A 26,217-nucleotide genomic window follows, 5' to 3' on the forward strand; every position below is an offset into this window, starting at 1 on the left:
AAAGAAGAACTATTTCGCCATAAAGTGAAACCATTCAGCAATTATTTACTTTCATACGAATAGAAAAGCGGCAAAATATTTGCCGCTATTTTGATGTTGAAAACATCCCAAAACTTCTTTTAAATAACTCCCACCAGCTCGCTGCAGCAACATCTTCTTTTGCTACAATTGTTTGCTTTAATAAAACATCTTTATCTTTTTTAATAACAAGTGTACCAAGTGCATCGCCCTTTTTAATCGGCGCTTTCACTTTCTTTTCAGCAATTACTTCTTGCTTTACTTTATCCATATTTTCGCCTTTCTTCATAAGAAGAGACACGTTGTCTGACGCAACTAAATCTACTTTTTCTTTTTTACCTTTTCCTACTTGTACAGTCTTAATTTTTTCGCCTCGTGTATACAATTTCTTTGTCATATATTGACCAAATGCGTAGTCAAGAAGCTTCGTTACTTGATTGTTCCGTTCTTTCGATGTAGGTGCTCCCATAACAACTGAAATAACACGCATCCCATTCTTTTCAGCAGATGCTGTTAAACAATATTTCGCTTCAGTCGTAAAGCCCGTTTTCACACCATCTACTCCAGGATAAAAACGTACTAACTTATTCGTATTTACGAGCCAAAACTTCTTATCGGTATCTTCACGTAAATAGTCTTCGTATTTACCTGTATATTTGCGAATAAGTGGGTACTTCATTAATTCTCTCGCCATTATAGCCATATCATTTGCTGTAGAATAATGGTCTTTAGCTGGAAGACCTGTTGGATTTTGAAAATGAGTATTTTTCAATCCTAAATCTTTCGCTTTTTTGTTCATCATATTTACAAAACCTTCTTCTGAACCAGCGATATGCTCCGCTACTGCAACAGACGCATCATTTCCAGATGCAATTGCAATACCCTTTAGCATTTCATTTACAGTCATCTCTTCCCCAGGCTCTAAAAAGATTTGCGATCCACCCATTGAAGCTGCATGCTCACTTGCTCTAACTTTATCGGTCAGTTTTAGTTTTCCTTTTTCAACTTGTTCCATAATTAATAGCATTGTCATAATCTTCGTCATACTGGCAGGCGGTAACTTCTCATTTGGATTTTTATCAAATAAAACTTTACCTGTATCTTGTTCAATTACGATTGCTGACGACGCTTGTTCCGCTAACTTCGGCGCTGTTTCTTCTGTTTTCTCCTGCTTTGTCTTCTCAGATTGTGCGAAACTAACTGAAGTACCAGAAAGCAATAACATGAAACAAACAAGTATTCCAAAAACTCGCTTCATGACTAACCCTCCATTCTATATCAGACCTATTTTTTCCAATTTCTTATTTTTTAATACCATATTTTTCTAATATTTTCAGTTGACAAATACATTCATCACCTATATTGTATTAAGTGTATTACACGAAGTAGTACACTTAATACAAGTCAGAAAGGAGACATTGCTCTTGCATATTCAACTTGATCCAAGAAGCAACACTCCGATATGGGAACAAATTGTTCAAAATATAAAAGCACTCGTATTGAAGAACATGTTAGCTCCAAGTGACAAACTACCTTCTGTACGCGAACTCGCTTCTTTACTCGTTATAAATCCAAATACAGTGAGTAAAGCGTACCAAGAGTTAGAGCGACAAGGGATTATTGAAACATTACGAGGAAAAGGAACATTTGTATCCCAATCGATTACCCCAACATTAGACGAAAGGAAAATCGCTATGGTTGAAAAGCAATTTCATCAGTTACTATTAGAAGCCTCTTATCTCGGTGTTACGAAAGATAAAATTCATGATTGGATAGATTCATACTATAAAGAGATTGGAGGAAATGCGGATGCTGAAAGTGACGAACTTGAAGAAGACAATTGATAATCAAACGATTTTAGATGATGTTTCTTTCACATTACAAAGAGGAAGTATCATCGGATTACTCGGAAGAAACGGTGCGGGGAAAACAACTTTATTACGAACGATGGTTGGCATTTTAGACCCAGATGAGGGGACTGTTACATATGATGATGTGAATGTTCATAAACATCCAGAAATCAAGCAGAAGGTAGCTTATGTACCAGATTCTACTAATATATTAAGCGGATATACAGTAAAAGAAATTGCGAAGTTTTATAAGGCTGTTTATACAAACTTTAATGAAGAATATTTTTATCAGCTGTTAGAGCGCTTCAATCTACCTGAAAAACGAATTCGTAGTTACTCACGCGGTATGAAAGCACTTCTTGCAATCATTTTAGCTTTTTGTACAGGCGTAGAATACATTATTTTAGATGAACCAACCAATGGACTTGACCCAATTGTAAAAAGACAAATCTTGCAATTTTTAATTGAAAAAGTATCGGAACGGGAAATCACTATTCTCATTTCTACTCACCATTTAGATGAAGTCGAAAAAATTGCTGACACGGTTATTATTTTAAAAGATCACACAATCGCTTCAATTACAGCGTTAGAAGATACGAAATCTCGCTATGCAAAAATACAAGTTGCTTACGAACGGTCACTACCACAAAAACTAGAAAATTTAAAACATGTAAAAATATTAAATCAAACCGGAAAAGTATATACAATTTTAATTGAAGGCAATGTAGCAGCTACATTAGAAAAGTTTCATAAAGAACAGCCACTGCTCATTGAGGAATTAACCATGTCGCTCGAAGATATCTTTATCACAACGTTTGAGGAGGATTCGCATGTTTCATAAAGCTTTATGGATGAGGCAATGGAAGCAAGGAAAATATATAATTCTATTATTTTGGTTAACTAGTTTATATCAACTACCTTATAAATATTATCAAGCAGCGCAAATGCAGCTAAAACAATCAAAAATGAAGTTTGATGACTATGCATATTACTACTCCTACTATTTTCAGACATCTGATGGTGCCGTCCTCTTTCAAGGAGCTACTCTTATTGCACTTGCTTGTCTTTTAATTGGGTGGGAACGTAACAATCAATCAACTGATTTTCTATTCTCGATGCCTTTTAAACGAAAAGATATTTTTTTAACAAAATGGTGGCTTGGCGTTTTGAATATTATTACAGTGCAAATTGTTTGCTGGATTAGCATGTACGGAATAAAGAACATGTCGTTTCACAATGAGTATCAAATCTTTACTCCGTTCCATAGTTACTTTCTATATGCTACGGTTGCACTTATCGCTATTTATACATTCACCTTATTTATCGGAACCATTACTGGACATATATTCTCTCAAAGTAGTTTAACTATCATTTTATTATTTTTACCATACGGTTTTGGAATGTTAATTTCCGGATTCATTTATTCCCATACACAATGGTCTTTAGAGGCAATGGGAGAAATAGAGCACCATACTTATGAGTACTTACAACATATAGGTATCATTTCACCATTAGAATCTTTTTCTATTACTTATGATTACCACCCGATAGAAACATTTGATGACCGTGGCAATAAACTTTCTAGTGTACCACAGGACAATCCAATGGAGCATACTTCTGTACCTTCTCCTTGGACACTATTAACACCATTTGCTTACATCATTATCTTTTTATCAATGGCAATCTTTCTATACACACGTACACCGAACGAACAAAACGGAAAAATACTATTGTTTCCTAACTTGCAAAAATGGTTCATGATTTGCACCGTTCTATGCTTCGGACTGCTTGGCGGTAGAATATTAGGCGGACGAGATGCACTTCTGTCTTATTATGTTGGATTTTTCCTATTCGCTATCATGAGTTACTTCATTTTTACACGTCTTTTAAAATTGAAGTTTGCTTTTGGAGGAAAATAAATATGAATTAAGGTGGTGGATACATGTTTCAAAAAGCATTATAGATGTGAAACTATAAACACGGAACAATGGCATTAATAGAAGCTGCCGAAAAAAGTGATACAATGACAAAAGAAAGATGTTATAGATTATTTAACTCTTATATGAACTAAATAAAAAAGGGCATTGCACAAGAGCAATGCTTTTTTATTATATATATCCCGATCTAAATAAAGAGGTTATTTCACATTCTCTCTTCTTTTCCCATACTCTTTTTCTTGCTTCGTTCCAAACCCGTCACCATTTGCGACGATTTGATCTGTTGGAGCAACTATACTTTCAGCAATTCTCCATTCTCCCCCTTGTTGAATAAACACTTGCATAAAATAATTCATTCCATTTAACTGATACGGATTTTCTTTTTTCACTTCATATCGAGCTGCCACATAATACACTTGCACATTCTCAGCCTCAAACTTAGAAATATATTGTGATAATCTCGGGATGTACTGTGATGCTTTCTGAAGTGGAAGCTGTTTTACTTTTACAAGAGAAGACTTTGTTACATTACTGATCGTATCTTCATGCCGAATGTTATCACTATGATGAAATAAAATAGCATTCTGCATAGAGCGAATCCATAGTTTTGAATATAAAACAGGTTGCTTATTTGAAATATGTTGTAATTCTTTCTGAACGACTTGAAGAGGCGTCGCGGCGTCCGCGAATTGATGAAAACAGAAAAAACTTCCAATCATAATAAAAAGCATAGAAATACGTTTCATAATTTTTCACTCCGATTCTTTTTAATTAAAGTATTGGAGTTTCAAAATGTTTTTATTCAAAAGAAAAAGGATAGGAAAGCTTTCGCTTCCTATCCTCATTTATTATAATACGCGGCCAAATAGATCTAAAACCATTTCTATTTCTTGGTCGCTCCAACCTTTAAATCTCTCTTTATAATATTCTTTACGCACAGCTTCAAGTTTTTCAGTTACTTCTCTTCCGTGTTCTGTAATTTCTAGGTACACGATACGACGGTCTGAATTTGAACGCTTTCTTTCTACAAACCCTTTTCGTACGAGACGGTCAGTAACAGCTGTAATATGACTGGAGGTTACGTTTACTTCACTCGCAATTTGCGAAGCCATCTGTGGACTGTTTAAAAATAACGCGCGTAATACAGAAAATTCATTGTATGGCATATGTTCTGCAAAACGTGTATTAATATCATTTTGTAATAAACGTATCATCTTTCGGAATGATCCGGATAACTCTAAAATCAGTGTTTCTCTTTTTTCGTTCACTAGCCTCGTCCCTTTTTTATCATATTTACACATATTATAATCTATAAATACCTATGTTGTATATGCTTTCTTCCCTCAACATTCTCATTTATGTAACTTTTTTCATATAAATTTCTTTTTTGTTCACACATATACATATAAATAAGGATGGTGATGGAAGATGCAAGGTGGAATGAATCCTTATTTACACAACGTACGCACAGCTAATACTGGTAAAGAAGCGACTATTACTGTACAAGGTGAAGGTGTTGTCAAAGCAAAACCCAATGTTGTTATATTAACACTTGGCATTAGAACTGATAGTAAAAATGTGAAACAAGCGCAAGAAGAAAATGCAGTGCAATCAAAACAATTATTGGATGCACTAAAACAACTAGGTATTGCCGACAAAAATATAGAAACCATTTCATATACGATTACGCCCCAGTACGAATATGTAAATGATAAAGCATTATTACAAGGATATCGTGTAGAACATTTGTATGAAATTACCGTTTTAAATGTACAAAAAGCAGGGGAAGTATATGATATAGCCGTTTCAAATGGAGCAAACTTAGCAAAAGGATTACGTTTTCGAATATCTCATCCAAATAAATATTATGAGCAAGCTCTCATTCAAGCTCTGCAACAAGCGGTGGAAAAAGCTCGTGCTATTGCGAGTACATACAATTTAAACATTAATCCTGTTCCACTCTCATTCGTTGAAGAATCTGCCCAATTACCACGGGAAGTAACGTCCTATGCTACTTTACATGCACAAGCAGCTCCACCCATTCAATCGGGAGAATTAGAAATCATTTCAACAATACGAGCCATTTTTACGTATTTATAAATAATTTCATTTATAAGTAAACGTTATCATTTTCCTTGTTGTAAAAACATGATGTTCTGATATAATAAAGGACGGTGAGCTCTTACGAAAGAGATATCACGGGTGGGAGAGGGATATGAAAAAGAAGGTTTAACATGAAAGGAATACTTGAAAGAACATTTAAATTAGGTTTACACGAAACATCACCAAAACAAGAAGTTTTAGCTGGAGTTACGTCATTTTTCACGATCGTATATATTATGATTGTAAATGCGTCAATTTTATCCGATGCTGGCATTCCTCTTGAAGCTGGAATTTTAGCAACTGTTTTCAGTTCATTTGTCGGATGTCTACTCATGGCATTTTGGGCAAATGCACCTGCTATTCTTGTCCCTGGTATGGGTGTAAATGCATTCTTCACGTACACTGCTGTGCATACGCTCGGATTAACTTGGCAGGAAGCATTAGCAGCTGTCTTCATCTCTGGTATTATTTTTGCAATTGCTGCGTTTACACCAATCGCTCGCGTGCTTTCAGTATCGATTCCAAAGTCATTAAAGGAAGCTATTACTGTCGGCATCGGATTATTTTTAGCATTTATCGGATTGCAAAAAGGTGGTTTAGTCGTTTCGAATCCAAATACTGCTGTTGCAATGGGTAAATTAAGTAACCCTGTCGTTCTTGCGACCGTGCTTACTCTTATCGTTGCACTTGTACTATTTATTCGTAACGTACGTGGAAGCTTTTTATGGACGATTGCAATAGGAACTGGTATTGCATGGCTATTTGGTCTTGTTGATACAAGTCAAATCGGAAATAGTTCATTCTCATTCGCTAATTACGGCGATGTGTTTGGAGCTATGTCATTTGGCAAACTTTCTTCCTTACCGTTTTGGATTGCAACATTCTCCTTAAGCATGGTGCTTATTTTTGAGAACATGGGACTACTGCACGGTTTATTAGAAGATGACCGTAAATTCCCACGTGCTTACCAAGCCAATGCAATTTCAGCAATGACATGTGGTCTATTTGGCACAAGCCCTACCGTATCAACAGTAGAGAGTGCCGCAGGTATTACTGCAGGCGGAAAGACAGGTCTGACGTCTATCGTTACAGGGTTGTTATTCTTTGCATCACTGTTTGCACTTCCGTTTGTGAAACTAATTCCTGATAGTGCCATTGCACCAATCTTAATTATTATTGGCGGCCTGATGATTACAAGCATTCAGCAAATTCCTCTGAACGATTTTTCAGAAGGATTTCCAGCGTTCTTAATTATCGTCATGATCCCGCTCACATATAGTATCGCTGATGGCATTGCGTTCGGATTTATTGCTTATCCTATCTTAAAAGTTGCTCTTGGAAAGCGTAAAGAAGTCGCACCGTCTATGTATATCGTTACATGCTTATTCTTAGCCATGTTTGTATTACATGCTATTGGTTAAGTAAAAACACCGAGGAAAATTCCTCGGTGTTTTTTTACTTAAACCATCCTTTTTTATAAAACCAAGCCATCATGCCACCGCCAATTAGCGCCATTAGAAGTAGACAAACAAAATAACTATATTGTCCACCAAGCTCCGGCATATGCGTAAAGTTCATTCCGTATACTCCCGCAATAAATGTTAATGGCATGAAAATAGTCGAGAATACAGTTAATGTTTTCATAATGTTATTCATATGATGTGAGTTTAATGAAAAATAGCTATCTCGAATATCTGCCGTTAACTCCCGGCTTGCCTCAATCATTTCTGTTAGTTTCAGCAAATGATCATGTATATCTTTAAAATAAATTTCATGATCACTTATACCGTAAAAACGAGTCGAATTTAAAATACGATACAATAAATCACGCATCGGAATGATTGTACGCCTTAGTTTCGATAAATCTGCACGTATATCAAATACTTCTTCTAGCACACTCCCGGCTGTCTCACCCGTTAAATTATCATCAATGGCATTTAAATGATCCTCAATGTAATATACAGGTGCAAAATAGTCATCTACAATCTGGTCGATAATTGTATGCGCTACGTGTAAAGGACTATTTTTAATACGCTTCTTTTCTCCAAGTGTTTTCCATACTCTTTCAATTGCATTGTTATGAGAAAAGTGGAAAGAAACAATAAAACGATCACTAATAAATAAATCGATCTCGTGCGGTTCTAATCCATCCTCACCAAATGCATGAAGAACTAAAAAGTTATATCCATCATAAAAATCAACTTTTGGCCTCTGTACATATTCTATACAGTCTTCAATTGCAAGGGGATGGAACTTAAAATGATCTTGCAAAATGTATGTATACTCTTCTTTCGTTGGCTTATATAAATCTAGCCAATACCATACAATATGGTCCTTCGTTGTTTCTTCTAGCGAAACATCATATAATACTTCATCTGTTTTTGTTATTGCACAAATTCTAATCATAATTTCACCCATTATTATTATAAACAAAAAATAGTAAAAAAAGCCAAGGAGAAGTACTCCTTGGCCTTTTTTATTACTTCGTTACAATACCATGCACTAAAGTTGGTGCATCTACGTGGTCTTTAGAGATCTTCATGTTCTCATAAATTTTTGCTTTTACATCTTCCACATTTTCACGGTTTGCGTAAATTGTAACAAGGGATTCACCTTTTTTCACGCTGTCCCCTACTTTTTTGCGAAGCATTAAGCCCACTGCTAAATCAATTTCAGATTCCTTCGTCGCACGTCCTGCTCCTAAAAGCATTGCTGCTGTTCCGATTTCATCTGCAACGATTTCTGATACATAACCGTCTTCTTTCGCTTCTACTTCAATTTCAAACTGTGCTTGTGGTAATTTTGAAGGATCATCAACAACAGATGCATCGCCGCCTTGCGCTGATAAGAACGTTTTAAATGATTCTAGCGCTTTACCGTTGTTCATTACTTCAATTAATTTCTCACGTGCATCTTCTAAAGATGAAGCTTGTCCAGCAAGGTACACCATTTGACTTCCAAGTGTTAAACATAACTCTTCTAAATCTTTTGGCCCTTTACCTTGTAATGTATCAATTGCTTCTTGTACTTCAAGTGCGTTACCAATGGCCTCACCAAGCGGTTGACTCATATCAGAAATAACAGCCATCGTATTACGACCAACGTTATTACCAATGCGCACCATCGCTTCCGCTAAACGTTTTGCATCTTCATCTGTTTTCATAAATGCACCTGCTCCAGTTTTTACATCAAGAACAATTGCATCTGCACCAGCAGCAATTTTTTTACTCATAATCGAGCTTGCAATAAGCGGAATTGAGTTTACTGTTGCCGTTACATCACGAAGTGCATACAATTTTTTATCCGCAGGTGTTAAGTTTCCACTTTGACCAATAACTGCGATTTTGTTTTCATTTACAAGACGCATGAATTCATCATTTTCGATTTCAACATGGAATCCTGGAACTGCTTCTAATTTATCAATCGTACCACCAGTATGTCCTAAACCACGTCCAGACATTTTTGCAACCGGTACACCTAAAGCGGCTACTAATGGACCTAATACAAGTGTTGTTGTATCACCAACGCCACCTGTTGAGTGCTTATCTACTTTTACTCCTTCAATAGCTGATAAGTCGATTGTATCACCACTATTTACCATTGCCATTGTTAAATCAGCACGTTCTTGATCGTTCATATCTTGGAAGAAAATTGCCATTGCAAGTGAACTTACTTGATAATCAGGAATATCACCATTCGTATATCCTTCAACAATAAAGTTAATTTCTTCTGTCGTTAATGCATGTCCGTCACGTTTTTTTGCAATTAGGTCCACCATTCTCATTGTGAGGTCACCCCTTCATTTGTTTTACGATTGCTTTTACTAATGCTAAGAAGTTAGCTTTAACACGTTCTGTCGTTTCGATTACTTCATCGTGGTGAAGTGGCTGATCTAAAATACCAGCTGCCATATTTGAAATACAAGAAATACCAAGTACTTTCATACCAGCATGACGCGCTACAATTACTTCAGGTACTGTTGACATACCAACTGCATCTCCGCCAAGTGTACGAAGCATACGAATTTCAGCAGGTGTTTCATATACAGGACCTGTCATTCCTACGTATACACCTTCTTGTACTTTAATATTTAAGTCTGCTGCAACTTGTTTCGCCATTTCACGAAGTTCTGTCGTATATGATGTAGACATATCAGGGAAACGTACACCCATTTCAGAATCATTTGGTCCGATTAATGGATTTGTACCCATGAAGTTAATGTGGTCTGAAATTAACATAAGATCGCCTGGCTCGAATGATGTATTTACACCACCAGCTGCATTTGTTACAACAACTGTTTCTACACCTAGTTCTTTCATAACACGAACTGGGAATGTTACTTTTTGCATGTCGTATCCTTCATAGAAGTGGAAACGTCCTTGCATTGCTACTACTGTTACACCTTGAAGTGTACCGAATACTAATTGACCTGCATGGCCTTCTACAGTTGAAACTGGGAATTCAGGGATTTCACTGTAAGGTACTGTTACTGCATTCTCGATTTCATCTGCTAATACACCTAGTCCTGATCCAAGGATTAGTCCTACTTGTGGCGTTTCTTGAAATTTCTCTTTTAAGTATGAAGCTGATTTTGTAATAAGTTCACGATTCATTTGTTTATCCCCCTATTTCTTTAGCTCGTTTAAGAAGCTTGTTCCGTGTTCTGGCATTTTCACACCGAAGTTTTCTGCTACAGTTGCACCAATATCAGCAAATGTTTGGCGAAGTGATAATTCTTGTCCGCCATCTTTCATGCTTGGGCTATATGCTAATAACGGTACATATTCACGTGTATGATCAGTACCATGATGAACTGGGTCATTACCGTGGTCTGCTGTAATTAATAATAGATCATCTTCTTTTAGTTTTTCGAATACTTCTGGAAGACGTGCATCATATTCTTGCAGAGCTTCTCCGTATCCTTGTGGATCACGGCGGTGTCCAAATAATGCATCAAAGTCAACTAAGTTTAAGAAGCTAAGACCTGTAAAGTCCATATTTAATGTATCTACAAGCTTATCCATTCCATCCATATTAGACTTCGTACGAAGTGATTCAGTTACACCTTCACCATCATAGATGTCAGAGATTTTACCGATAGCAATCACATCATAATCACTATCTTTTAATTCATTCATTACTGTACGGCCGAATGGTTTTAATGCATAGTCATGACGGTTCGGTGTACGTGTAAAGTTTCCAGGCTCACCAACGAATGGACGAGCGATAACGCGGCCTACCATGTATTTCTCATCTAACGTTAATTCACGTGCAATTTTACAAATTTTATATAACTCATCAAGTGGCACTACTTCTTCGTGTGCTGCGATTTGTAATACACTATCAGCAGAAGTGTAAACGATTAAAGAGCCTGTTTCCATTTGTTCTTGACCAAGTTCATCAAGAATTTCAGTTCCAGAAGCTGGTTTATTACCGATGATTTTACGGCCTGTTTTTTCTTCTAATTCATCAAGTAATTCTTTTGGGAATCCTTCTGGGAACACTTGGAATGGTGTATCAATGTAAAGACCCATGATTTCCCAGTGACCTGTCATTGTATCTTTACCAGTAGATTTCTCCTGCATTTTTGTATAATATCCAAGTGGTTTTTCTACTTTAGAGATGCCTTTCATTTCGCGAATGTTACCAAGACCTAATTTCACCATGTTAGGCATTTGTAACCCATTCATATGTTCAGCAATGTGACCAATTGTGTCAGATCCTAAATCACCAAACTGTTCAGCATCTGGTGCTTCACCGATTCCAACAGAGTCCATTACGACTAGGAATATACGTTTATATTTATTCATAACTGCGACCTCCTATAAGTTCAGTTCTACTTCTTGTAGTATGTTCAAAACGCTATAAAGTGAAACTGTTCTCCATAAGAATTCTCTTTCGTTCTCATTGTCAAACAGTACTTCTTTAAATGATTCTCTAACCTATTTCGTTTCCTTTGAAACGACTCAAAAACATTTCTAGTTTTTTCTAAGTCAGATGTCAGACATCTGATACTGATATCATAACATGTTTACGCTTTCTTTTTAATACATTTTCGTAGAATTTCTCATTTTCTTCACACTTCTATTGTAATCCATTATGCAAATAAGTGCTAATTATTTTATGATTTATTTCTTCACATAAAGCGAAACTTTAATATGCCCTGCCCGTAAATAACGAGATAAAAATAAAAAAAGCAGCTCTAAAGAGCTACTTTTTATTTTACTTCTACTGTTTCTTCTTTATGTTCATGCAGTTCACCTTTTTTAACATGAACTTTCACTTTGTAAGAACCGTTTTCTTTGAAAGTATGTTTCGTTTCATACTCTCCTTTATTTCCTTCTTTCGCTGGAATAAATTCGTGTTTTTCAACACCATCTTTCCAAATCTCAAGTTGTACTTCAGCACCAGTTAGCGCTTCTTCTTTTTGTTTTAAATGCACTTTCATAGTTGATTCAGCGTTTGCTTTTATGTCACCAGCCATAAGGTGGATCATTGTATCGCTTTTATGATCGCCATGTCCTGCACCGTGATCACTATTTTCTTTTTTCGCATCTTCTACTTTCGCATTTCCCACAGCCACTTTTACTTCTGGCATAACATGCATTTCACGCGCATTTGTGTGAGCGATAATATGGTATACTCCATCCGTCTCGAACGTTTTCTCTACAGCATAAACACCTTTTCCTTTATGCTTCCCATCTAACATCTCGTGCTTTTCGTCGCCAGATTTCCAAATTTCAAACTTTACATCATCAGCATCTGTTACTTTTTCTTTTCCTTGTGTAACAAGTGCTTGTACTTCTGTTTTTTCACCAGGTTTAATTTCTTTCGGATTTGTTTGAACTGCTACTTTTACAGCTTCTAGTTTCTTTTCTTTTTGAGGTTCTTCTTTGTTTGTATTACAGCCAGCCAATGCTAGCATCGCGATAAATAAAGTCATAATAAGTTTTTTCATCTTTATTTCCTCCTTCATACTTTCCTTAGTATAGAGGAAATACATTATAATATTCTAGTCTTCTGCTGAAAACAATGTACGAAATGTTTGTGAAGTTTTTGTGAAGTACTATAGCTTTTTGAATCTATGAAAAAAAGAGCATAGTAACTATGCTCTCGGATGAAACTGTTTATATACATCTTTTAATCTAGCTTTTGAAACATGCGTATAAATTTGCGTCGTTGAAATATCTGCATGTCCTAGCATTTCTTGCACCGCACGCAAGTCTGCTCCATTTTCTAATAAATGCGTAGCAAAAGAATGGCGCAACGTATGCGGTGTAAGCTCTTTTTCAATATTTGCTTCTTTCGCTAATCGTTTTAAAATTTTCCAAAATCCTTGTCTTGATAATCGATTCCCATGATGGTTTAAAAAGAGTGCATCTACTACTTTTTTACCCATCAATTCTCTTCTTCCCTTTTCAATATACTTTTGAATCGCTTCCGTCGCTAAACTTCCTAGTGGAATAATTCTTTCTTTATTCCCTTTCCCTATGCAACGAACAAATCCCATCGTTAAATGTACATCTTCTAAATTTAAGGCAATTAATTCCGAAACACGAAGTCCTGTTGCATATAATAACTCTAGCATCGCTTTATCACGAACCCCAAAAGCACTCGTCATTTTTGGTGTCTGAAGTAACGCTTCTACTTCATCGATTGATAATACTTTCGGTAATTTCCGTTCTCCTTGCGGCGTTTCAATATGTACGGATGGGTCGTGCTCTACCGCTCGTTCACGAAGTAAGAATTGGTGAAACGAACGAATCGATGCAATATGACGTGCTAATGTTTTCGAAGATTTTCCGTTTTCTTTTAAGTGCTGCAGAAAATTAACAATGTGCAAGCGTGTCACTTCATGAAAGCTTTTCGCTTGTTCTACATTTTGCAAATACTTTACATAACTTTTTAAATCCCGTTCATAAGATACTACTGTATTTTTCGCTAGTCCTTTTTCGACAACCATATAATGAATAAAATCTTTTAATTGATCTTCCAATCTACACTACTCCCCATTTTCATAGAAAAACATCATTCTATTTACGAAAGCATCCTTTGCCGGTTCTTCATTCCCTGATACTTTTTCTACAGTCTCTTCTTTTGGCTTTTCATAACGATGATAGCTTTCATATTCTTCATTTATCCATAGTATAGCGAAATAAAACAAAATCGTACAACTTGTAAATAATAAAAATACTTTTATCCCATCAAAAGTTAATTTTAAAGCTCGGCGCATTGTAAATTCCTCCAAAATATAAGTTATTACAACATATGCCAAGCTTTCACCAATTTATACCTTATTCAAATAAAAAACCTCTTCCTAGATAAATAGGAAAAGGTTATTTTTCATCCGTTTCATTTTCTTGACAATTTTTACAAATCCCATGGAATGTTAAACGATGATCCTTCACCTTAAAGTTCCAGTCACGTTCTACTTTCCTTTCCACTTCACCAAGTAAATCTTCTTGTATTTCTTGTACAGCACCACATTGTGTACAAATCAAATGATGGTGGAAACGCTGCGCACCTTCTTGGCGTAAGTCATAGCGTGAAACACCGTCTCCGAAGTTAATCTTATCGACAACTTTTAACTCAGATAATAGTTCTAAAGTTCGATAGACGGTTGCTAATCCGATCTCTGGCGACTTTTCTTTTACAAGGAGGTAAACATCTTCTGCGCTTAAATGATCTTCTTCATTTTCTAGCAGCACACGAACTGTTGCTTCACGTTGCGGTGTTAACTTGTAGCTCGCTGCATGTAATTGCTTCTTAATTCGTTCAATTCTTTCTTCCATTCGGTACTACTCCCTCCTCGCCACTCTTACACCATTATATCAGAAGAAGGGCTTCTGTCAAAAGAAAAACAATAAAAACAAATTGATAATTATTCTCATAAAGTATTTATTGTTTATTAATAGCCTCAACGACTTCTTTCATTAAAACTGGTGATGCATAAGCTTCTACACTAGAAGCAAGAGCTAACACCGCTCCAATTACAAGAAAGAAGCATGTATAACGAATTAATAACGGTAATAGCGGCTCGGTTATTTTCCGAATAAATTGATGCCTAATCATGCGTAAGGAAAAGCTTGCTGCAATTGTTGTCATAACGAGAAATACTGGAATAATAATGAGGTTTTGTGGCAATACAGAAACGAATGCTAATAATAATCCATTCCATCCATGCTGACTGACTAAAAAACCTACTGTAAATCCGACAACTACTCCTTTTACAAACAATAAAATAAAAATAAGTGGCAAACCAATAATTGAAATCCCCAAAATCCAAATAAATCCAATGTATTTTAATTGCGAAAAGTAACTTTCTCGAAACATTTCGCTTGCAATAGCAAATTCTCCTTTAGAAACTTGTCCAAAAAAACGTTGTAAATAAAATGATAAATCTTGTTTTTGATTTAATTGTAGACTATTTACGAGAATGGCCCCAAATATTACTCCCATCAATAATAAAACTGCGTTAAATATATATAATGAAGAGTTTTCCTGTATGTGAGACATTACACGGTCTTGCCAAGTTTTTCTCCACATTTTTCTTCCCTCCGTTCACACTCTTACTAAAAATGTATGAAAGAAAGAAAAAAGTATGACGAATTAACATTGAAATTCCGCTCTACTTTGCTAAACTAAAAAGTAGAGAATAGGAGGGATTTCTCTTGAAACCATTATTATTAGATTTTCCAACATTATTTCAAACTGAACGCTTACAAGTTCGTAAGCCATTTCCAGGTGATGGTGCAGAAGTGTATGAAGCAATCCAAGCTTCTCTAGAAGACTTAGTACCGTGGATGCCAATTAACGCTGAGACAGAAGAAAGTGCTGAAGAAATCGTTCGTAACGCTCACGGGCAGTTTTTACTTCGTGAAACACTTGATTTTCACTTATACGATAAAGTATCTGGTACATTCATTGGGGCTATAACGCTCAAGCCTGAAAACTGGGATATTCCAAAGTTTTCACTTCACTTTTGGCTGCATAGTGCTTATACAAAACAAGGCTATATGACTGAAGCTATTAAAGGTGCCATTCAATTTGCCTTTGATAAGCTAAGTGCTAGAAGAATTGAAATCCGTATTGATGCAACAAATACAAATGCATGTAACCTAGCAGAACGTTTAGAATTTATTCTAGAAGGTACAATGGAAAATGATTTCATAGCACCAGACGGTAGCTTACGTGATGCACGCGTATACGCAAAAATCAATTAAAAAACACTCGCCTTTGGCGAGTGTTTATTTTTGTAGTTGTAAATATTGTACTGCAAACATCGTTTTCGCATCATGAATACGAAGATCTTTCATAAGAGTAATCGCTTCTTCTAATGATACTTCCATCAATTCCACAAACTCATCTTCATCTAACTCAGCTTTATTTTCTTTTTTCGTCAAACCTGTCGCTTTATATACATATAAAATTTCATCTGCAAATCCTGGAGATGTATAGAAAGAAGTAATAAGCTCCATATTTTTACATACATATCCTGTTTCCTCTTCTAATTCACGAGCAGCTGTCACTTCAGGTTTTTCACCAGGTTCTAACTTGCCGGCCGGAATTTCTATAATCGCCTTTTCAAGCGCTTTACGATACTGCTCAACAAGCACAATTTTCCCCTCATCAGTAATAGCAATAATAGCAACTGCACCAGGGTGATTTACAATTTCACGTTTACTCATTGCTCCATTTGGTAATACTACATCATCAACACGAACTTTTATAACTCTACCATCAAAAATCGGCTCAGTTTTTACTGTTCTCTCTGCAAGATTACTCATACTACTTCATCTCCCTGTTCTATTTCCTATTCTTTCCTCATACATTTTACCACATTGAAAGGAGCGTGATAGAAATGAAAGTTTATATTTTACCAAATCGCGTCACTTTAGTCGGAAAAGCATGGCAAATTCGTCATAAGCTAAAACAATATGGCAAAGAGTATACAACTGTACAAGAGTGGATTACAGCAAGTAAAGTGAAACTTTAATCAGAGGAGGCATCCCCTCTGATTATTTGCCCTCACCAATCAGGGTAAAAAGGAAACGTTTGTCAACCTCTTTTTCCTTTCGTACAATAAAGGTAAGGAGGTTGACCTATGAAAAAACGTCAATTAGGAAACTCAGATTTGTTTGTTACAGAAATGGGCCTTGGCTGCATGTCTCTCGGTACATCTGAAACAGAAGCTATGCGTATTATCGATGAAGCAATCGATTTAGGAATCAATTTTTTTGATACAGCGGATTTATATGATTATGGGTTAAACGAAGAATTTGTTGGAAAAGCCTTAAAAGGGAAACGAGACCAAATTGTTCTTACAACAAAAGTTGGAAATCGATGGACAGAAGAAAAAAACGGCTGGTCTTGGGATCCTTCTAAGAATTACATAAAGGCTGAAGTGAAAGAAAGTTTACGTAGACTTCAAACTGATTATATTGATCTTTATCAACTTCACGGCGGGACGATTGAAGATCCAATAGATGAAACAATTGAAGCCTTTGAAGAATTAAAAAAAGAAGGTATTATTCGCCATTACGGTATTTCTTCTATACGTCCAAATGTCATCCGTGAGTATGCAAAACGTTCAAACATCGTTAGTGTGCTAATGGAATATAGCCTTTTAAATCGTCGCCCTGAAGAATGGTTCCCACTTCTAAATGAACATCAAATTAGCATTATTGCTCGCGGACCACTTGCAAAAGGAATTTTAACTGACAATAATGCAAGAAAGATAGAAAGAGTAAAAGAAAAAGATTACCTTTCTTATTCTTACGATGAATTATATGCGACACTCGCGAGTGTAAAAGAAATAATCGGGGAAAGCTCTTTAACAGGAACAGCTATTCAATATTGCTTACATAACGAAACCGTTGCAGCTGTTATACCTGGTGCAAGCTCTATTCAACAATTACAAGAAAATGTACAGGCTAGTAAACAAACACAGTTAACAACAGCAGAATATATACAACTTCAGCAAATTGCGAAATGTGATACTTACGCTTTACATCGTTAAAAAAGACGCTACCATACTGGTAGCGTCTTTTCATAGCGTATCATATTTATCAGGATTCGTTCCTACATGTAAATTACGATTTAACGTATTAATTTGAGTCATCTCTTCTTCCGTTAGTGAAAAATCAAAGATAGTAAAATTCTCCTTAATGCGAGATGGTGTAACAGATTTGGGAATCGTCACTACCCCGCTCTGAATATCCCATCTTAATATAACTTGCGCAGGTGTTTTATCATATTTAGTAGCAATGGCCTGAATAATCGGGTGCTCGAATACTTCCCCACCTCTCATTAATGGGCTCCATGCCTCCATTTGAATTTGCTCACCTTGACAGAAATCACGCAATTCAAATTGCGCTAACATCGGATGAAGTTCCACTTGGTTGACCATCGGCTTCACCTTACAATTTGGTAATAACAGCTCTAAATGATGTTTATGAAAATTAGAAACACCAATCGCACGCACTTTACCTTCTTCATACAGTTTTTCTAACGCTCGGTACGTATCGACATACTTCCCTCTTATTGGCCAATGTATTAAATATAAATCTACATAGTCCATTTGTAATTTCTTTAAGCTTTTTTCAAACGCCTCAAGTGTTTCCTCATATCCTTGATCATCGTTCCAAACTTTTGTTGTAATAAATATGTCTTCTCTCGGAATCCCTGATTCACGAACGGCTTCTCCGACACCGCTTTCATTTTCATATACAGTTGCTGTATCAATCGAACGGTATCCAACTTCTAACGCTGTTTTTACTGCTTGTTTTACTTCGTCGCCTTCTTTCGCTTTATAAACGCCTAAACCAATCATCGGCATTTTTACGCCATTATGAAGTGTAGTTGTTGGAATGTGCACAGTCGTCTCCCTTTCATTCTTACATTTTTTATAAGCCACCACTTTATTTCAACAAGATTCAACCAAAAAGTCAAAACATATGTACAGTTTACATAATAATTTTATACACTAAAACGCAAACTCAATTATTCATATTTCCTTCTCTCCATTCTTTCGCTTTTTCATCAACACGACGCACAAACTCATTTTTTCCTTCCGTATATAAGGTGCCATCATATGTATATTTTTCGGCTAATTCTTTCTTTAAGGTTGCATATGCCTCTGCTTCTTCACAATGAGCCATCATATAATCACGAAACGCTAAATGCCTTACTATCTCAGGATTTCCTTTTTCAAAAACATGTAAGTGATACGAGCGTTTTTCCTCCGTTCCATGAATAAAATAACGACGTCTTGAAATACCATTTTCCCCTTTTACGATATAACCAAGTTCTTCAAAACGTTCATTCCAATGATCTACTCTGTCGATACTCTCTACTTCCATAATCATATCTATAATTGGTTTAGCTGCCAGTCCTGGCACTGATGTACTTCCAATATGATGGACTTTCACCATTTCTGGCATCGCCGATTTTAATCGTTCGGCCTCTATTTGAAATTTTTCATTCCAATGATTTTCATGCGGAACGACTACAATTTTTCTCATTAAAACTCCCCTTTTCTTACAAACTCGTCAAAAAAATGATCAGCGGTATGCACTGATCATTTTTTATATTATTTAAAGTCTTTCCAAGTAAGGCTACTTTCACTTAACAGTTCTTCAAATGATTTATTCTTTTCACGTTCTTTTTGTTCTCGGCGCTTTCTTTCCAGTTCAGCTGCCTCTTTTTCTTCTTCTCTCACTTGCAATTCTTTCTTCTTATTCTTTAATTGCTGCATGAGTGAATCATTTAATTGATCGCCTAATGTAAGCGACTCTTTCTCTGGTTTATTCACTTGCGATTGTCTTTGCATTTGTCTTTGCTTCTTTTTCTTCATGTTACTCACCTTTTACTTTTTTCTCCATTATAGTAGATACACAATGAACTCGACAATAAAAAAGGTTCGTTACTCTATTATTCACTTTTTGTAAATATGTTAATTTTTCAAAAAAACTAAATTTTTATATAGATATAATCCTATGAATCTATTAAAATTATGTCGTATGATGTCAGATTATAAAAAAGGAGAATTAAATTATGTGGAAAAAAATCATTCCTGCTGTTGCCGTTTTAAGCACCATTACTTTTTCAACTGTATTTGCCGCTCCCCCATCTCAGACTCCAGCTGAACAAAACCGCTACATAGACGTACAAATACTTGGTATTAATGATTTCCATGGACAACTAGATACTGTTAAAAAAATTAATAACAAAGAAGCTGGTGGCGCTGATTACTTAGCTACTTATTTAAAAGAACGTAAAAAGCAAAACCCGAATACACTTCTCGTACATGCGGGCGATATTGTCGGAGCTAGCCCACCAGTTTCAGCGTTGTTACAAGACGAACCAACGATTGAATTTTTAAATGACTTAAAATTCGATGTTGGTACAATCGGAAACCATGAATTTGATGAAGGTATCGATGAAATGAAACGCCTCATTTACGGTGGATATCACGAGAAAACAGGGAATTTCAAAGGTGCTAACTTCCCTTATGTCGCTGCTAACTTCTATAATAAATCCACCGGCCGCTTATTTTTACCGCCATTTACTGTAAAAATGGTAAATGGTGTGCCTGTAGGATTCATTGGCGTTGTTACAACTGATACACCAAATGTCGTGATGCCTACTATGCTTAAAAATGTAGAAATCACTGACGAAGTAGAAGCAATTAATAAATCAGCGCAACAATTAAAGCGTCTTGGCGTTAAATCCATTGTCGTCCTTGCTCATGTTGGCGGAACAACAGATGAGTCTGGTGTGACAAATGGAGACCTTACTCGAATTGCAAATGAAACAGATCCGGAAGTTGATGTTATTTTTGGTGGGCATAGTCACACATATGTAAATGGTACGGTAAATAATAAACTAATCGTCCAAGCGAACTCTTACGGAACAGCTTTCTCAGACGTAGATGTAACAATTGATCGTAAAACAAAAGATATTGTAAAGAAAAAAGCTGAAGTGATTACAACATACCATGAAGGTGTAGAACCTGATAAACAAGTAAAGAAAAAACTAGATCAATATAAAGAAAAAATCGCACCACTTGTAAATGAAGTTGTCGGAAAATCTACAGCACCTATTGACCGTAAACAAAATGATGCTGGTGAGTCCACTCTTGGAAATTTAGTTGCCGATGCCCAGCGCCAAACGATGCAAACTCAAATCGCACTTATGAATCCGGGAGGCATTCGTAATGATTTAGATGCTGGCGATATTACATGGGGCGAATTATACGGCATTCAGCCTTTTGGAAACCAATTGATTAAAGTAGATTTAACAGGCCAAGATATTCGCGACATTTTAAATCAGCAATGGCAAAAAGGCACGACGAGAATGCTTCAAATTTCAGGTATTCAATATACGTGGGATGCAAATAAACCAAACGGTGAAAAAGTTACGAATATACGCTTAACAAATGGCGAAGAGTTATCTCCATCTAAAACGTATAGCGTAGTTGCGAATGCTTTCTTAGCTTCTGGCGGTGACGGATTCGTATCATTTAAAAATGGGAAGAATTCAGAAACTGGTCCAAACGACTTTGAAGCGTTAGTCGATTATGTAAAACAATTAAAAGAACCAATTCAGCCAGTTATTGATGGTAGAATTCAAAAAATAAATTAAGTATTTCCCTAATATGCGATCCAGATTTTCATTGTAAAGGATACGCACTTATACTTACTTAATCCACAATATTAGTAAAACCTAAAAAGGATACTCGTTCTTACAATGAACTTAGTATCCTTTTCTTTAGTCATCAAAATGTGCTGTTTTGTTAAAGTCATATTGCTGTAAAAATTGCTGTAACGCCTCTTCTACAAGTTTAGATTTTTGAATTCCTTTCGCTTCTGATATAACGTCTAATTTTGCTAATATTTCTTTATTTATAGAAAAGGTTCGTTTCTTTTTCTCTGTACTTATACTCATAATTGGCGCGATTACTTCTTCTCTCTTTCTTAATAACTCATAAATACTTTGTAATTGCTCATAAATTAATAATTGATAATCCGTTTTCGCATATTGAAGGGCTGTCGCTTCTTGGAGTTGTAAGTGACGCGGTTCTTCTCCATCTCCTACAAAAATACGTTTCTTCTGTTCTCCATCATATTCGTATCCAATTAATCTTAATTTCTTTGATAATGTATACGGGCTTATTTCAAGACGTTTTGCTATGATAGCGATGGATTCACGTCTATTTAAGCTATCTATAATTTCTCCAATCGTCACAATTTCCCTCCTCCCGTGTTGAAATGACACTAGTATGGTATGTTACAATGATTTTCTAACAGTATATGCAAAACGAATAGCCTGTGCGATTCATACGATTTCAGAAAAGGAGGTTTTCAATATGCTTTTTCGTAGCTATACTCCACAGTTTTATAATGAAAATAAACAACTCATTCCTAATAGTATCGCTACGATGGAAAGCGTTATGATTCATAATCGAAAACAAACTCTCCTTATGCGCGGGCAAAGCATAGAGCAGCCTATTTTATTATGCTGTCATGGTGGACCGGGCATGGCACAAATCGGATTTATTCGCCATTTTCAAAAAGAATTGGAGAAACATTTCATCGTTATTAATTGGGATCAGCGTGGGGCAGGTAAATCTTTTTCAATGAAAGATTTCGGAGCAAATTTTACAATCGAACAATTCGTTTCCGATGCAAAAGAAGTTATTCACTATGTACTTAAAAAGTTCAATAAACAGAAACTATTTCTCGCTGGTCATTCTTGGGGAAGCATTATTGGGCTTAACATAGCACATCAATATCCACAGTATATCGAGGCTTACATCGGTATTGGGCAGATTGTACATATGAAACAAAACGAAGAATTGCTATATCAGCATTTAATTCGTTCTGCAAAAAAACATAATCATAAAAAAGCGTTAGCTTCCCTTTTAAAATTAGGCAAGCCACCATTTTTAGATACGAGACGCCTCATTATTCAAAGAAAATGGCTTGGCACATTCGGCGGAGCAATCCAAAACGGATCTTCCTTTTCTTTCATACGAAAAGGCTTCTTTTCTCCTGAATATACGCTATTAGATTGGTTCAAGTTTCTCGCAGGAAATTTAAAATCTGGCGTTTTATGGGAAGAAATGCTGACAATCGATTTCTTTTCTTCTATTTCAAGTTTATCTATTCCGGTTTATTTTTGTTCTGGTCGCTATGATTATCAAACTCCTTATGCACTCGTTCAGGAATATTGCGATGTCATAGAAGCACCCATAAAAAAGATGATTTGGTTTCCAAATTCAGCACATTCTCCTGATTTAGAAGAACCAGAATTATTCGCTAATTCTTTACAATCAATTAAACAAGAGCTAGCTTTTCAACATTAGTAACAAAAGGCTCTTTTACATTTCATAGAAAACATTTTATAATAATATGTCGCAACTATGTATAAATATAGCAAAGTGCTTCATATTTACTTGCCTTAACACAATAAAAATTTAGGGAGATTACATTTATTATGAATGCTGTACTCGTCGCAGTAGCAGTTATGCTATTGCTTAGTTTGTTACGTGTCCAGGTCATTGTCGCCATCATTGTTGGAGCTTTAACAGGCGGAATTATCGGCGGACTCGGTATTTCAGAAACTATTAACACTTTTACAACTGGTCTTGGAAACAGTGCTCCAATCGCTTTAAGTTATGCAATGCTTGGCGGTTTCGCTATTTCCCTTTCCAAAACCGGACTTCCAGATGCCATGATTCAAACTGCATTAAAATGGATTGGCAATGAACAAGACACAAAAAAACAAGTTTATTCAAAAATACTTATTTTATTCATCATTTTAACGATGGCTTGTTTCTCACAAAATGTTATCCCTGTTCATATCGCTTTCATCCCCATCTTAATTCCAGCACTTTTAAAAGTATTAAATGAGCTGAAAGTAGATCGAAGGCTTGTTACATGTATTATTACATTCGGCTTAATTACTCCTTACATGTGGATTCCTGCAGGATTCGGAAAAATTTATCATGACGTATTACAAACAAATGCGGCGCAAAGTGGTCTTACATTTGACGTTACGCTTATTCCAAAAGCGATGACTATTCCAGCAATCGGTATGATTATTGGATTATGTGTCGCTGTATTTATTACGTATCGAAAACCTCGTACGTACGAAACAGAACAAATTCATACTACCGAAAATGAAATCGTTCCCTATACAAAACGAAGCATTACTTTCGGGCTAGTATCTATCTTAGCTACATTGACTGTTCAATTAGCAACAGAATCAATGATTTTCGGCGCTCTAGCGGGAATTATTGTTTTATCAGTTAGTGGTAGTCTGCCTCTTAAAGAAGCAGATGCAATTTTAACAAGCGGAATGCGTATGATGTCCTTTATCGGATTTGTTATGATCTCTGCTGCCGGGTTCGGTGCTGTCCTTCGAAAAACAGGACATGTTGAATCCCTTGTACAAACGAGTGCACATATAATTGGAAATAACAAACCACTCGCTGCATTTCTTATGCTCGTTATTGGACTTCTCGTTACGATGGGAATTGGTTCATCCTTTTCAACCATTCCTATCTTAACAACAATTTTTGTACCTCTTTGCATGCAGCTTGGATTTAGTCCAATGGCCACAATTGCAATTATCGGTACAGCTGGAGCGCTAGGCGATGCGGGATCTCCAGCATCAGATAGTACACTTGGACCAACATCCGGTTTAAATGCTGATGGTCAACACCATCATATATGGGATACATGTGTACCGACTTTTCTGCATTATAATATACCGTTACTTATATTCGGCTTTATTGCCGCAATTACATTATAAAAGGTGCGTTTTATACGCACCTTTTACTTTTTTATTTTTCCTTTTAATTGTTGCAAAGCTATTTCCCCATTTTCTTCGACACAACTTTCAATTTTCATGAGTGACGGACCTATCCATTCACTTTCTATGTTCCCATTCAGTCCGATAATTTTCAATTTATCCGGTATACGGATATTTAAATTTTTCGCTGCTCGAATTAACTCAAAAGTAACCTTATCACTTGAAGTTACAATTCCATCTATATACGGATAAGTTTGCAATAATGTAATAAACTGTTTATTCGTATACCCTTGTACACATACTTCTCTATAAGAGATTCCTCCCTCCCAAGCAGCGTCTAAAAATCCTGATATGTGCTCTTCCATTTCTTCACTATCTTCTCCCTCATCGAAATAAGCAAGAAAATGACAGTCTTTTTCTTTTAATACAGAAACCGCTCTTTGTCCACTTTCATAATAATTTGCATGAGCTTTTTTTTCATCAATCACAACAAAAGGAAGTGGAATTTCTCCTATACTTTTAAAAACTGATCTTGTCAAAATAACACCTGCAACGTTATTTTCCTTCAACATATGTATGTATCCATCTTTATTCTCTATATTACAAACAATAATTTGATACCCTTCTTTATATGCTATTTCCTCAATACAATGTAGCAAAGTGATGTTTGATGGGTTATATAAATTGTCTACAAGTAATGCAATTATCGTTGAATTCTCTTTAAACAATGGCTTTGCTGCACTATTTGGTCTATAACGTAATTCCTCAATTGCTTTCTTTACTTGTTTTACTGTGTCCTCATGAACGTATCCTTTTTCATTAATAACTCGTGAAACGGTTGCGACTGAAACACCTGCCAATTTTGCAACATCACGTATAGTTGCCACATCGTCACCCCTTAATATGGTAATAGATTACAATTTTACGGTAACCTAAATTACAATATTCGTCAAGGTTAATAACTTACATTTCTGAAAATTGTTACATCATCACACTAAACGATACTCTAACTGAATTTCATGTAAAATTGGGACATTATCATACCCAATACGTGGAATTTCTTTCTTTATTTTTCGTGCCTCTTCCACTGCATTCACATATAAATGAGTCATCATAAAATTACGTTTTTGGTAAAAACGTAACGCATTCATATTATCGTTTGTTGTAATAAGCCAAACCTGCCTGCACCGCTCTTCTTCTGCGACTTGCAATACACAATCTACAAGTTTCGTCCCTATTCCTTTTCTTTCTTCAAAGCTATCTAAAGATACAATTTCGCACATATTTCCGGTCACTTCATATGTTATAATTCCAATTATTCTGTCATCTAAGAGCGCAACAAATCCTGGCAACTCTTCTAACTGATGCCCCTTACCACGTGAAACCATCAATGAACTCCCCCAGTTCTCACACATGAACATTCGGATTGTTTCTTTCATCGCTGGCGTAATTTTTTGTATATACACCATTTCCTATTTCTCCCCTTTTCT

The 26,217-nt window shown here is 35.9% G+C and carries 30 protein-coding genes; 11 read left to right on the forward strand and 19 right to left on the reverse strand.

Going from position 1 to position 26,217, the window contains the following annotated elements:
- Window positions 1–85: 85 nt before the first annotated feature.
- The gene (gene dacF, locus KZZ19_RS19895) at window positions 86–1,276 is read right to left on the reverse strand and encodes a serine-type D-Ala-D-Ala carboxypeptidase DacF (RefSeq protein WP_088097635.1); all 1,191 of its coding nucleotides are present in this window, start codon (window positions 1,274–1,276) and stop codon (window positions 86–88) included.
- A gap of 166 nt (window positions 1,277–1,442) precedes the next feature.
- On the opposite strand from dacF, the gene KZZ19_RS19900 reads away from it, so the two are divergent.
- The 3 genes from KZZ19_RS19900 to KZZ19_RS19910 are packed head-to-tail and all read left to right on the forward strand — an operon-like array spanning window position 1,443 to window position 3,787.
- Window positions 1,443–1,862 carry a GntR family transcriptional regulator gene (locus KZZ19_RS19900; RefSeq protein ID WP_088097636.1) on the forward strand — a complete coding sequence of 140 codons (420 nt, stop codon included), beginning with the start codon at window positions 1,443–1,445 and terminating at the stop codon, window positions 1,860–1,862.
- The gene (locus KZZ19_RS19905; RefSeq protein ID WP_088097637.1) at window positions 1,828–2,709 is read left to right on the forward strand and encodes an ABC transporter ATP-binding protein; all 882 of its coding nucleotides are present in this window, start codon (window positions 1,828–1,830) and stop codon (window positions 2,707–2,709) included. The genes KZZ19_RS19900 and KZZ19_RS19905 overlap by 35 nt, the downstream gene beginning before the upstream one ends.
- Window positions 2,699–3,787 (forward strand): ABC transporter permease subunit, encoded by a 1,089-nt coding sequence (locus KZZ19_RS19910; protein WP_237979436.1) that lies wholly within the window; start codon window positions 2,699–2,701, stop codon window positions 3,785–3,787. Before KZZ19_RS19905 ends, KZZ19_RS19910 begins: the two co-directional genes overlap by 11 nt.
- A gap of 218 nt (window positions 3,788–4,005) precedes the next feature.
- Here the strand turns inward: KZZ19_RS19910 and KZZ19_RS19915 are convergent, their stop codons facing one another.
- A complete protein-coding gene (locus KZZ19_RS19915; protein WP_088097639.1) occupies window positions 4,006–4,551 on the reverse strand; it encodes a hypothetical protein in 546 nt (181 codons plus the stop codon).
- Window positions 4,552–4,653: 102 nt separating this feature from the next.
- A complete protein-coding gene (locus KZZ19_RS19920) occupies window positions 4,654–5,073 on the reverse strand; it encodes a MarR family winged helix-turn-helix transcriptional regulator (RefSeq protein ID WP_001003312.1) in 420 nt (139 codons plus the stop codon).
- Window positions 5,074–5,233: 160 nt separating this feature from the next.
- On the opposite strand from KZZ19_RS19920, the gene KZZ19_RS19925 reads away from it, so the two are divergent.
- Window positions 5,234–5,905 carry an SIMPL domain-containing protein gene (locus tag KZZ19_RS19925; RefSeq protein WP_076540012.1) on the forward strand — a complete coding sequence of 224 codons (672 nt, stop codon included), beginning with the start codon at window positions 5,234–5,236 and terminating at the stop codon, window positions 5,903–5,905.
- A 134-nt stretch (window positions 5,906–6,039) separates the two neighbouring features.
- A complete protein-coding gene (locus KZZ19_RS19930; protein WP_237979437.1) occupies window positions 6,040–7,329 on the forward strand; it encodes an NCS2 family permease in 1,290 nt (429 codons plus the stop codon).
- A 34-nt stretch (window positions 7,330–7,363) separates the two neighbouring features.
- Here the strand turns inward: KZZ19_RS19930 and corA are convergent, their stop codons facing one another.
- The 9 genes from corA to spoIIM form a co-directional block, all read right to left on the reverse strand.
- Window positions 7,364–8,326: a magnesium/cobalt transporter CorA gene (gene corA / locus KZZ19_RS19935; protein WP_064475085.1), complete on the reverse strand. Its 963-nt coding sequence runs from the start codon at window positions 8,324–8,326 to the stop codon at window positions 7,364–7,366.
- 61 nt (window positions 8,327–8,387) lie between these two features.
- Window positions 8,388–9,692, reverse strand: coding sequence for a pyrimidine-nucleoside phosphorylase (locus tag KZZ19_RS19940; protein ID WP_088097642.1), 1,305 nt, complete (start codon window positions 9,690–9,692; stop codon window positions 8,388–8,390).
- A 7-nt stretch (window positions 9,693–9,699) separates the two neighbouring features.
- Window positions 9,700–10,521 carry a purine-nucleoside phosphorylase gene (locus tag KZZ19_RS19945; RefSeq protein WP_001078444.1) on the reverse strand — a complete coding sequence of 274 codons (822 nt, stop codon included), beginning with the start codon at window positions 10,519–10,521 and terminating at the stop codon, window positions 9,700–9,702.
- Between the two features lie 12 nt (window positions 10,522–10,533).
- The gene (gene deoB, locus KZZ19_RS19950) at window positions 10,534–11,718 is read right to left on the reverse strand and encodes a phosphopentomutase (protein ID WP_061679094.1); all 1,185 of its coding nucleotides are present in this window, start codon (window positions 11,716–11,718) and stop codon (window positions 10,534–10,536) included.
- Between the two features lie 407 nt (window positions 11,719–12,125).
- Entirely contained in the window at window positions 12,126–12,866 is a 741-nt protein-coding gene (locus KZZ19_RS19955) for a FixH family protein (RefSeq protein WP_237979438.1), read from the reverse strand.
- A gap of 147 nt (window positions 12,867–13,013) precedes the next feature.
- Window positions 13,014–13,904 carry a site-specific tyrosine recombinase XerD gene (gene xerD, locus KZZ19_RS19960; RefSeq protein WP_000390083.1) on the reverse strand — a complete coding sequence of 297 codons (891 nt, stop codon included), beginning with the start codon at window positions 13,902–13,904 and terminating at the stop codon, window positions 13,014–13,016.
- Between the two features lie 6 nt (window positions 13,905–13,910).
- The gene (locus KZZ19_RS19965) at window positions 13,911–14,141 is read right to left on the reverse strand and encodes a YqzK family protein (RefSeq protein WP_001250432.1); all 231 of its coding nucleotides are present in this window, start codon (window positions 14,139–14,141) and stop codon (window positions 13,911–13,913) included.
- A 103-nt stretch (window positions 14,142–14,244) separates the two neighbouring features.
- Window positions 14,245–14,700, reverse strand: a complete 456-nt coding sequence (locus KZZ19_RS19970) for a Fur family transcriptional regulator (RefSeq protein WP_088097646.1) — start codon at window positions 14,698–14,700, stop codon at window positions 14,245–14,247.
- A 106-nt stretch (window positions 14,701–14,806) separates the two neighbouring features.
- The gene (gene spoIIM, locus KZZ19_RS19975; protein WP_226544967.1) at window positions 14,807–15,424 is read right to left on the reverse strand and encodes a stage II sporulation protein M; all 618 of its coding nucleotides are present in this window, start codon (window positions 15,422–15,424) and stop codon (window positions 14,807–14,809) included.
- Window positions 15,425–15,579: 155 nt separating this feature from the next.
- Between spoIIM and KZZ19_RS19980 the strand changes: the two genes are divergently transcribed.
- On the forward strand, window positions 15,580–16,131 hold the full coding sequence (locus KZZ19_RS19980; RefSeq protein ID WP_000803488.1) for a GNAT family N-acetyltransferase: 552 nt from the start codon (window positions 15,580–15,582) through the stop codon (window positions 16,129–16,131).
- A gap of 24 nt (window positions 16,132–16,155) precedes the next feature.
- Here KZZ19_RS19980 and KZZ19_RS19985 read toward each other — a convergent pair whose 3' ends face one another.
- Window positions 16,156–16,695: an NUDIX domain-containing protein gene (locus tag KZZ19_RS19985; RefSeq protein ID WP_237979439.1), complete on the reverse strand. Its 540-nt coding sequence runs from the start codon at window positions 16,693–16,695 to the stop codon at window positions 16,156–16,158.
- A 74-nt stretch (window positions 16,696–16,769) separates the two neighbouring features.
- On the opposite strand from KZZ19_RS19985, the gene mciZ reads away from it, so the two are divergent.
- Together mciZ and lolS are read left to right on the forward strand one after the other, a co-directional pair.
- Complete coding sequence (mciZ, locus tag KZZ19_RS19990; protein ID WP_088097648.1) at window positions 16,770–16,904, forward strand: Z-ring formation inhibitor MciZ; 135 nt, start codon at window positions 16,770–16,772, stop codon at window positions 16,902–16,904.
- A 108-nt stretch (window positions 16,905–17,012) separates the two neighbouring features.
- Complete coding sequence (lolS, locus tag KZZ19_RS19995; protein WP_088097649.1) at window positions 17,013–17,927, forward strand: aldo/keto reductase; 915 nt, start codon at window positions 17,013–17,015, stop codon at window positions 17,925–17,927.
- 30 nt (window positions 17,928–17,957) lie between these two features.
- Here the strand turns inward: lolS and KZZ19_RS20000 are convergent, their stop codons facing one another.
- The 3 genes from KZZ19_RS20000 to KZZ19_RS20010 form a co-directional block, all read right to left on the reverse strand.
- Window positions 17,958–18,785 (reverse strand): aldo/keto reductase, encoded by an 828-nt coding sequence (locus tag KZZ19_RS20000; RefSeq protein ID WP_098341832.1) that lies wholly within the window; start codon window positions 18,783–18,785, stop codon window positions 17,958–17,960.
- Window positions 18,786–18,906: 121 nt separating this feature from the next.
- A complete protein-coding gene (locus tag KZZ19_RS20005) occupies window positions 18,907–19,431 on the reverse strand; it encodes a GrpB family protein (RefSeq protein ID WP_001227180.1) in 525 nt (174 codons plus the stop codon).
- Between the two features lie 68 nt (window positions 19,432–19,499).
- Entirely contained in the window at window positions 19,500–19,763 is a 264-nt protein-coding gene (locus KZZ19_RS20010) for a YqkE family protein (protein ID WP_140392541.1), read from the reverse strand.
- Window positions 19,764–19,963: 200 nt separating this feature from the next.
- On the opposite strand from KZZ19_RS20010, the gene KZZ19_RS20015 reads away from it, so the two are divergent.
- Window positions 19,964–21,553 (forward strand): bifunctional metallophosphatase/5'-nucleotidase, encoded by a 1,590-nt coding sequence (locus tag KZZ19_RS20015; RefSeq protein ID WP_088097652.1) that lies wholly within the window; start codon window positions 19,964–19,966, stop codon window positions 21,551–21,553.
- Between the two features lie 126 nt (window positions 21,554–21,679).
- Here the strand turns inward: KZZ19_RS20015 and KZZ19_RS20020 are convergent, their stop codons facing one another.
- Window positions 21,680–22,156 (reverse strand): ribbon-helix-helix domain-containing protein, encoded by a 477-nt coding sequence (locus KZZ19_RS20020; RefSeq protein ID WP_088097653.1) that lies wholly within the window; start codon window positions 22,154–22,156, stop codon window positions 21,680–21,682.
- A 121-nt stretch (window positions 22,157–22,277) separates the two neighbouring features.
- Here KZZ19_RS20020 and KZZ19_RS20025 point away from each other — a divergent pair, with 121 nt between their 5' ends.
- Both KZZ19_RS20025 and KZZ19_RS20030 read left to right on the forward strand, forming a co-directional pair.
- Entirely contained in the window at window positions 22,278–23,276 is a 999-nt protein-coding gene (locus KZZ19_RS20025; protein ID WP_088097654.1) for an alpha/beta fold hydrolase, read from the forward strand.
- Between the two features lie 131 nt (window positions 23,277–23,407).
- Entirely contained in the window at window positions 23,408–24,727 is a 1,320-nt protein-coding gene (locus KZZ19_RS20030; RefSeq protein ID WP_088097655.1) for a Na+/H+ antiporter family protein, read from the forward strand.
- 23 nt (window positions 24,728–24,750) lie between these two features.
- Here KZZ19_RS20030 and KZZ19_RS20035 read toward each other — a convergent pair whose 3' ends face one another.
- Window positions 24,751–25,614 (reverse strand): LacI family DNA-binding transcriptional regulator, encoded by an 864-nt coding sequence (locus tag KZZ19_RS20035; protein ID WP_226544966.1) that lies wholly within the window; start codon window positions 25,612–25,614, stop codon window positions 24,751–24,753.
- A 102-nt stretch (window positions 25,615–25,716) separates the two neighbouring features.
- The gene (locus tag KZZ19_RS20040; RefSeq protein ID WP_088097657.1) at window positions 25,717–26,196 is read right to left on the reverse strand and encodes a GNAT family N-acetyltransferase; all 480 of its coding nucleotides are present in this window, start codon (window positions 26,194–26,196) and stop codon (window positions 25,717–25,719) included.
- Window positions 26,197–26,217 lie beyond the last annotated feature (21 nt).

It is taken from the genome of Bacillus thuringiensis, assembly GCF_022095615.2.
GTDB lineage: Bacteria > Bacillota > Bacilli > Bacillales > Bacillaceae_G > Bacillus_A > Bacillus_A cereus_AG.

What these genes read in the sequence shown, in the direction of transcription:
- KZZ19_RS19940 (WP_088097642.1), bottom strand. Translation starts at nt 9,692, where the DNA reads ATGAGAATGGTGGACCTAATTGCAAAAAAACGTGACGGACATGCATTA.
- KZZ19_RS19970 (WP_088097646.1), bottom strand. Translation starts at nt 14,700, where the DNA reads ATGGAAGAAAGAATTGAACGAATTAAGAAGCAATTACATGCAGCGAGC.
- KZZ19_RS19930 (WP_237979437.1), top strand. Translation starts at nt 6,040, where the DNA reads ATGAAAGGAATACTTGAAAGAACATTTAAATTAGGTTTACACGAAACA.
- KZZ19_RS19910 (WP_237979436.1), top strand. Translation starts at nt 2,699, where the DNA reads ATGTTTCATAAAGCTTTATGGATGAGGCAATGGAAGCAAGGAAAATAT.
- KZZ19_RS20025 (WP_088097654.1), top strand. Translation starts at nt 22,278, where the DNA reads ATGCTTTTTCGTAGCTATACTCCACAGTTTTATAATGAAAATAAACAA.
- KZZ19_RS19965 (WP_001250432.1), bottom strand. Translation starts at nt 14,141, where the DNA reads ATGCGCCGAGCTTTAAAATTAACTTTTGATGGGATAAAAGTATTTTTA.
- KZZ19_RS19955 (WP_237979438.1), bottom strand. Translation starts at nt 12,866, where the DNA reads ATGAAAAAACTTATTATGACTTTATTTATCGCGATGCTAGCATTGGCT.
- spoIIM (WP_226544967.1), bottom strand. Translation starts at nt 15,424, where the DNA reads ATGTCTCACATACAGGAAAACTCTTCATTATATATATTTAACGCAGTT.
- KZZ19_RS19905 (WP_088097637.1), top strand. Translation starts at nt 1,828, where the DNA reads ATGCTGAAAGTGACGAACTTGAAGAAGACAATTGATAATCAAACGATT.
- KZZ19_RS20010 (WP_140392541.1), bottom strand. Translation starts at nt 19,763, where the DNA reads ATGAAGAAAAAGAAGCAAAGACAAATGCAAAGACAATCGCAAGTGAAT.
- dacF (WP_088097635.1), bottom strand. Translation starts at nt 1,276, where the DNA reads ATGAAGCGAGTTTTTGGAATACTTGTTTGTTTCATGTTATTGCTTTCT.
- KZZ19_RS20005 (WP_001227180.1), bottom strand. Translation starts at nt 19,431, where the DNA reads ATGAGAAAAATTGTAGTCGTTCCGCATGAAAATCATTGGAATGAAAAA.
- mciZ (WP_088097648.1), top strand. Translation starts at nt 16,770, where the DNA reads ATGAAAGTTTATATTTTACCAAATCGCGTCACTTTAGTCGGAAAAGCA.
- KZZ19_RS19985 (WP_237979439.1), bottom strand. Translation starts at nt 16,695, where the DNA reads ATGAGTAATCTTGCAGAGAGAACAGTAAAAACTGAGCCGATTTTTGAT.
- KZZ19_RS19925 (WP_076540012.1), top strand. Translation starts at nt 5,234, where the DNA reads ATGCAAGGTGGAATGAATCCTTATTTACACAACGTACGCACAGCTAAT.
- KZZ19_RS20030 (WP_088097655.1), top strand. Translation starts at nt 23,408, where the DNA reads ATGAATGCTGTACTCGTCGCAGTAGCAGTTATGCTATTGCTTAGTTTG.
- KZZ19_RS20015 (WP_088097652.1), top strand. Translation starts at nt 19,964, where the DNA reads ATGTGGAAAAAAATCATTCCTGCTGTTGCCGTTTTAAGCACCATTACT.
- KZZ19_RS19915 (WP_088097639.1), bottom strand. Translation starts at nt 4,551, where the DNA reads ATGAAACGTATTTCTATGCTTTTTATTATGATTGGAAGTTTTTTCTGT.
- lolS (WP_088097649.1), top strand. Translation starts at nt 17,013, where the DNA reads ATGAAAAAACGTCAATTAGGAAACTCAGATTTGTTTGTTACAGAAATG.
- KZZ19_RS19945 (WP_001078444.1), bottom strand. Translation starts at nt 10,521, where the DNA reads ATGAATCGTGAACTTATTACAAAATCAGCTTCATACTTAAAAGAGAAA.
- corA (WP_064475085.1), bottom strand. Translation starts at nt 8,326, where the DNA reads ATGGGTGAAATTATGATTAGAATTTGTGCAATAACAAAAACAGATGAA.
- deoB (WP_061679094.1), bottom strand. Translation starts at nt 11,718, where the DNA reads ATGAATAAATATAAACGTATATTCCTAGTCGTAATGGACTCTGTTGGA.
- KZZ19_RS20040 (WP_088097657.1), bottom strand. Translation starts at nt 26,196, where the DNA reads ATGGTGTATATACAAAAAATTACGCCAGCGATGAAAGAAACAATCCGA.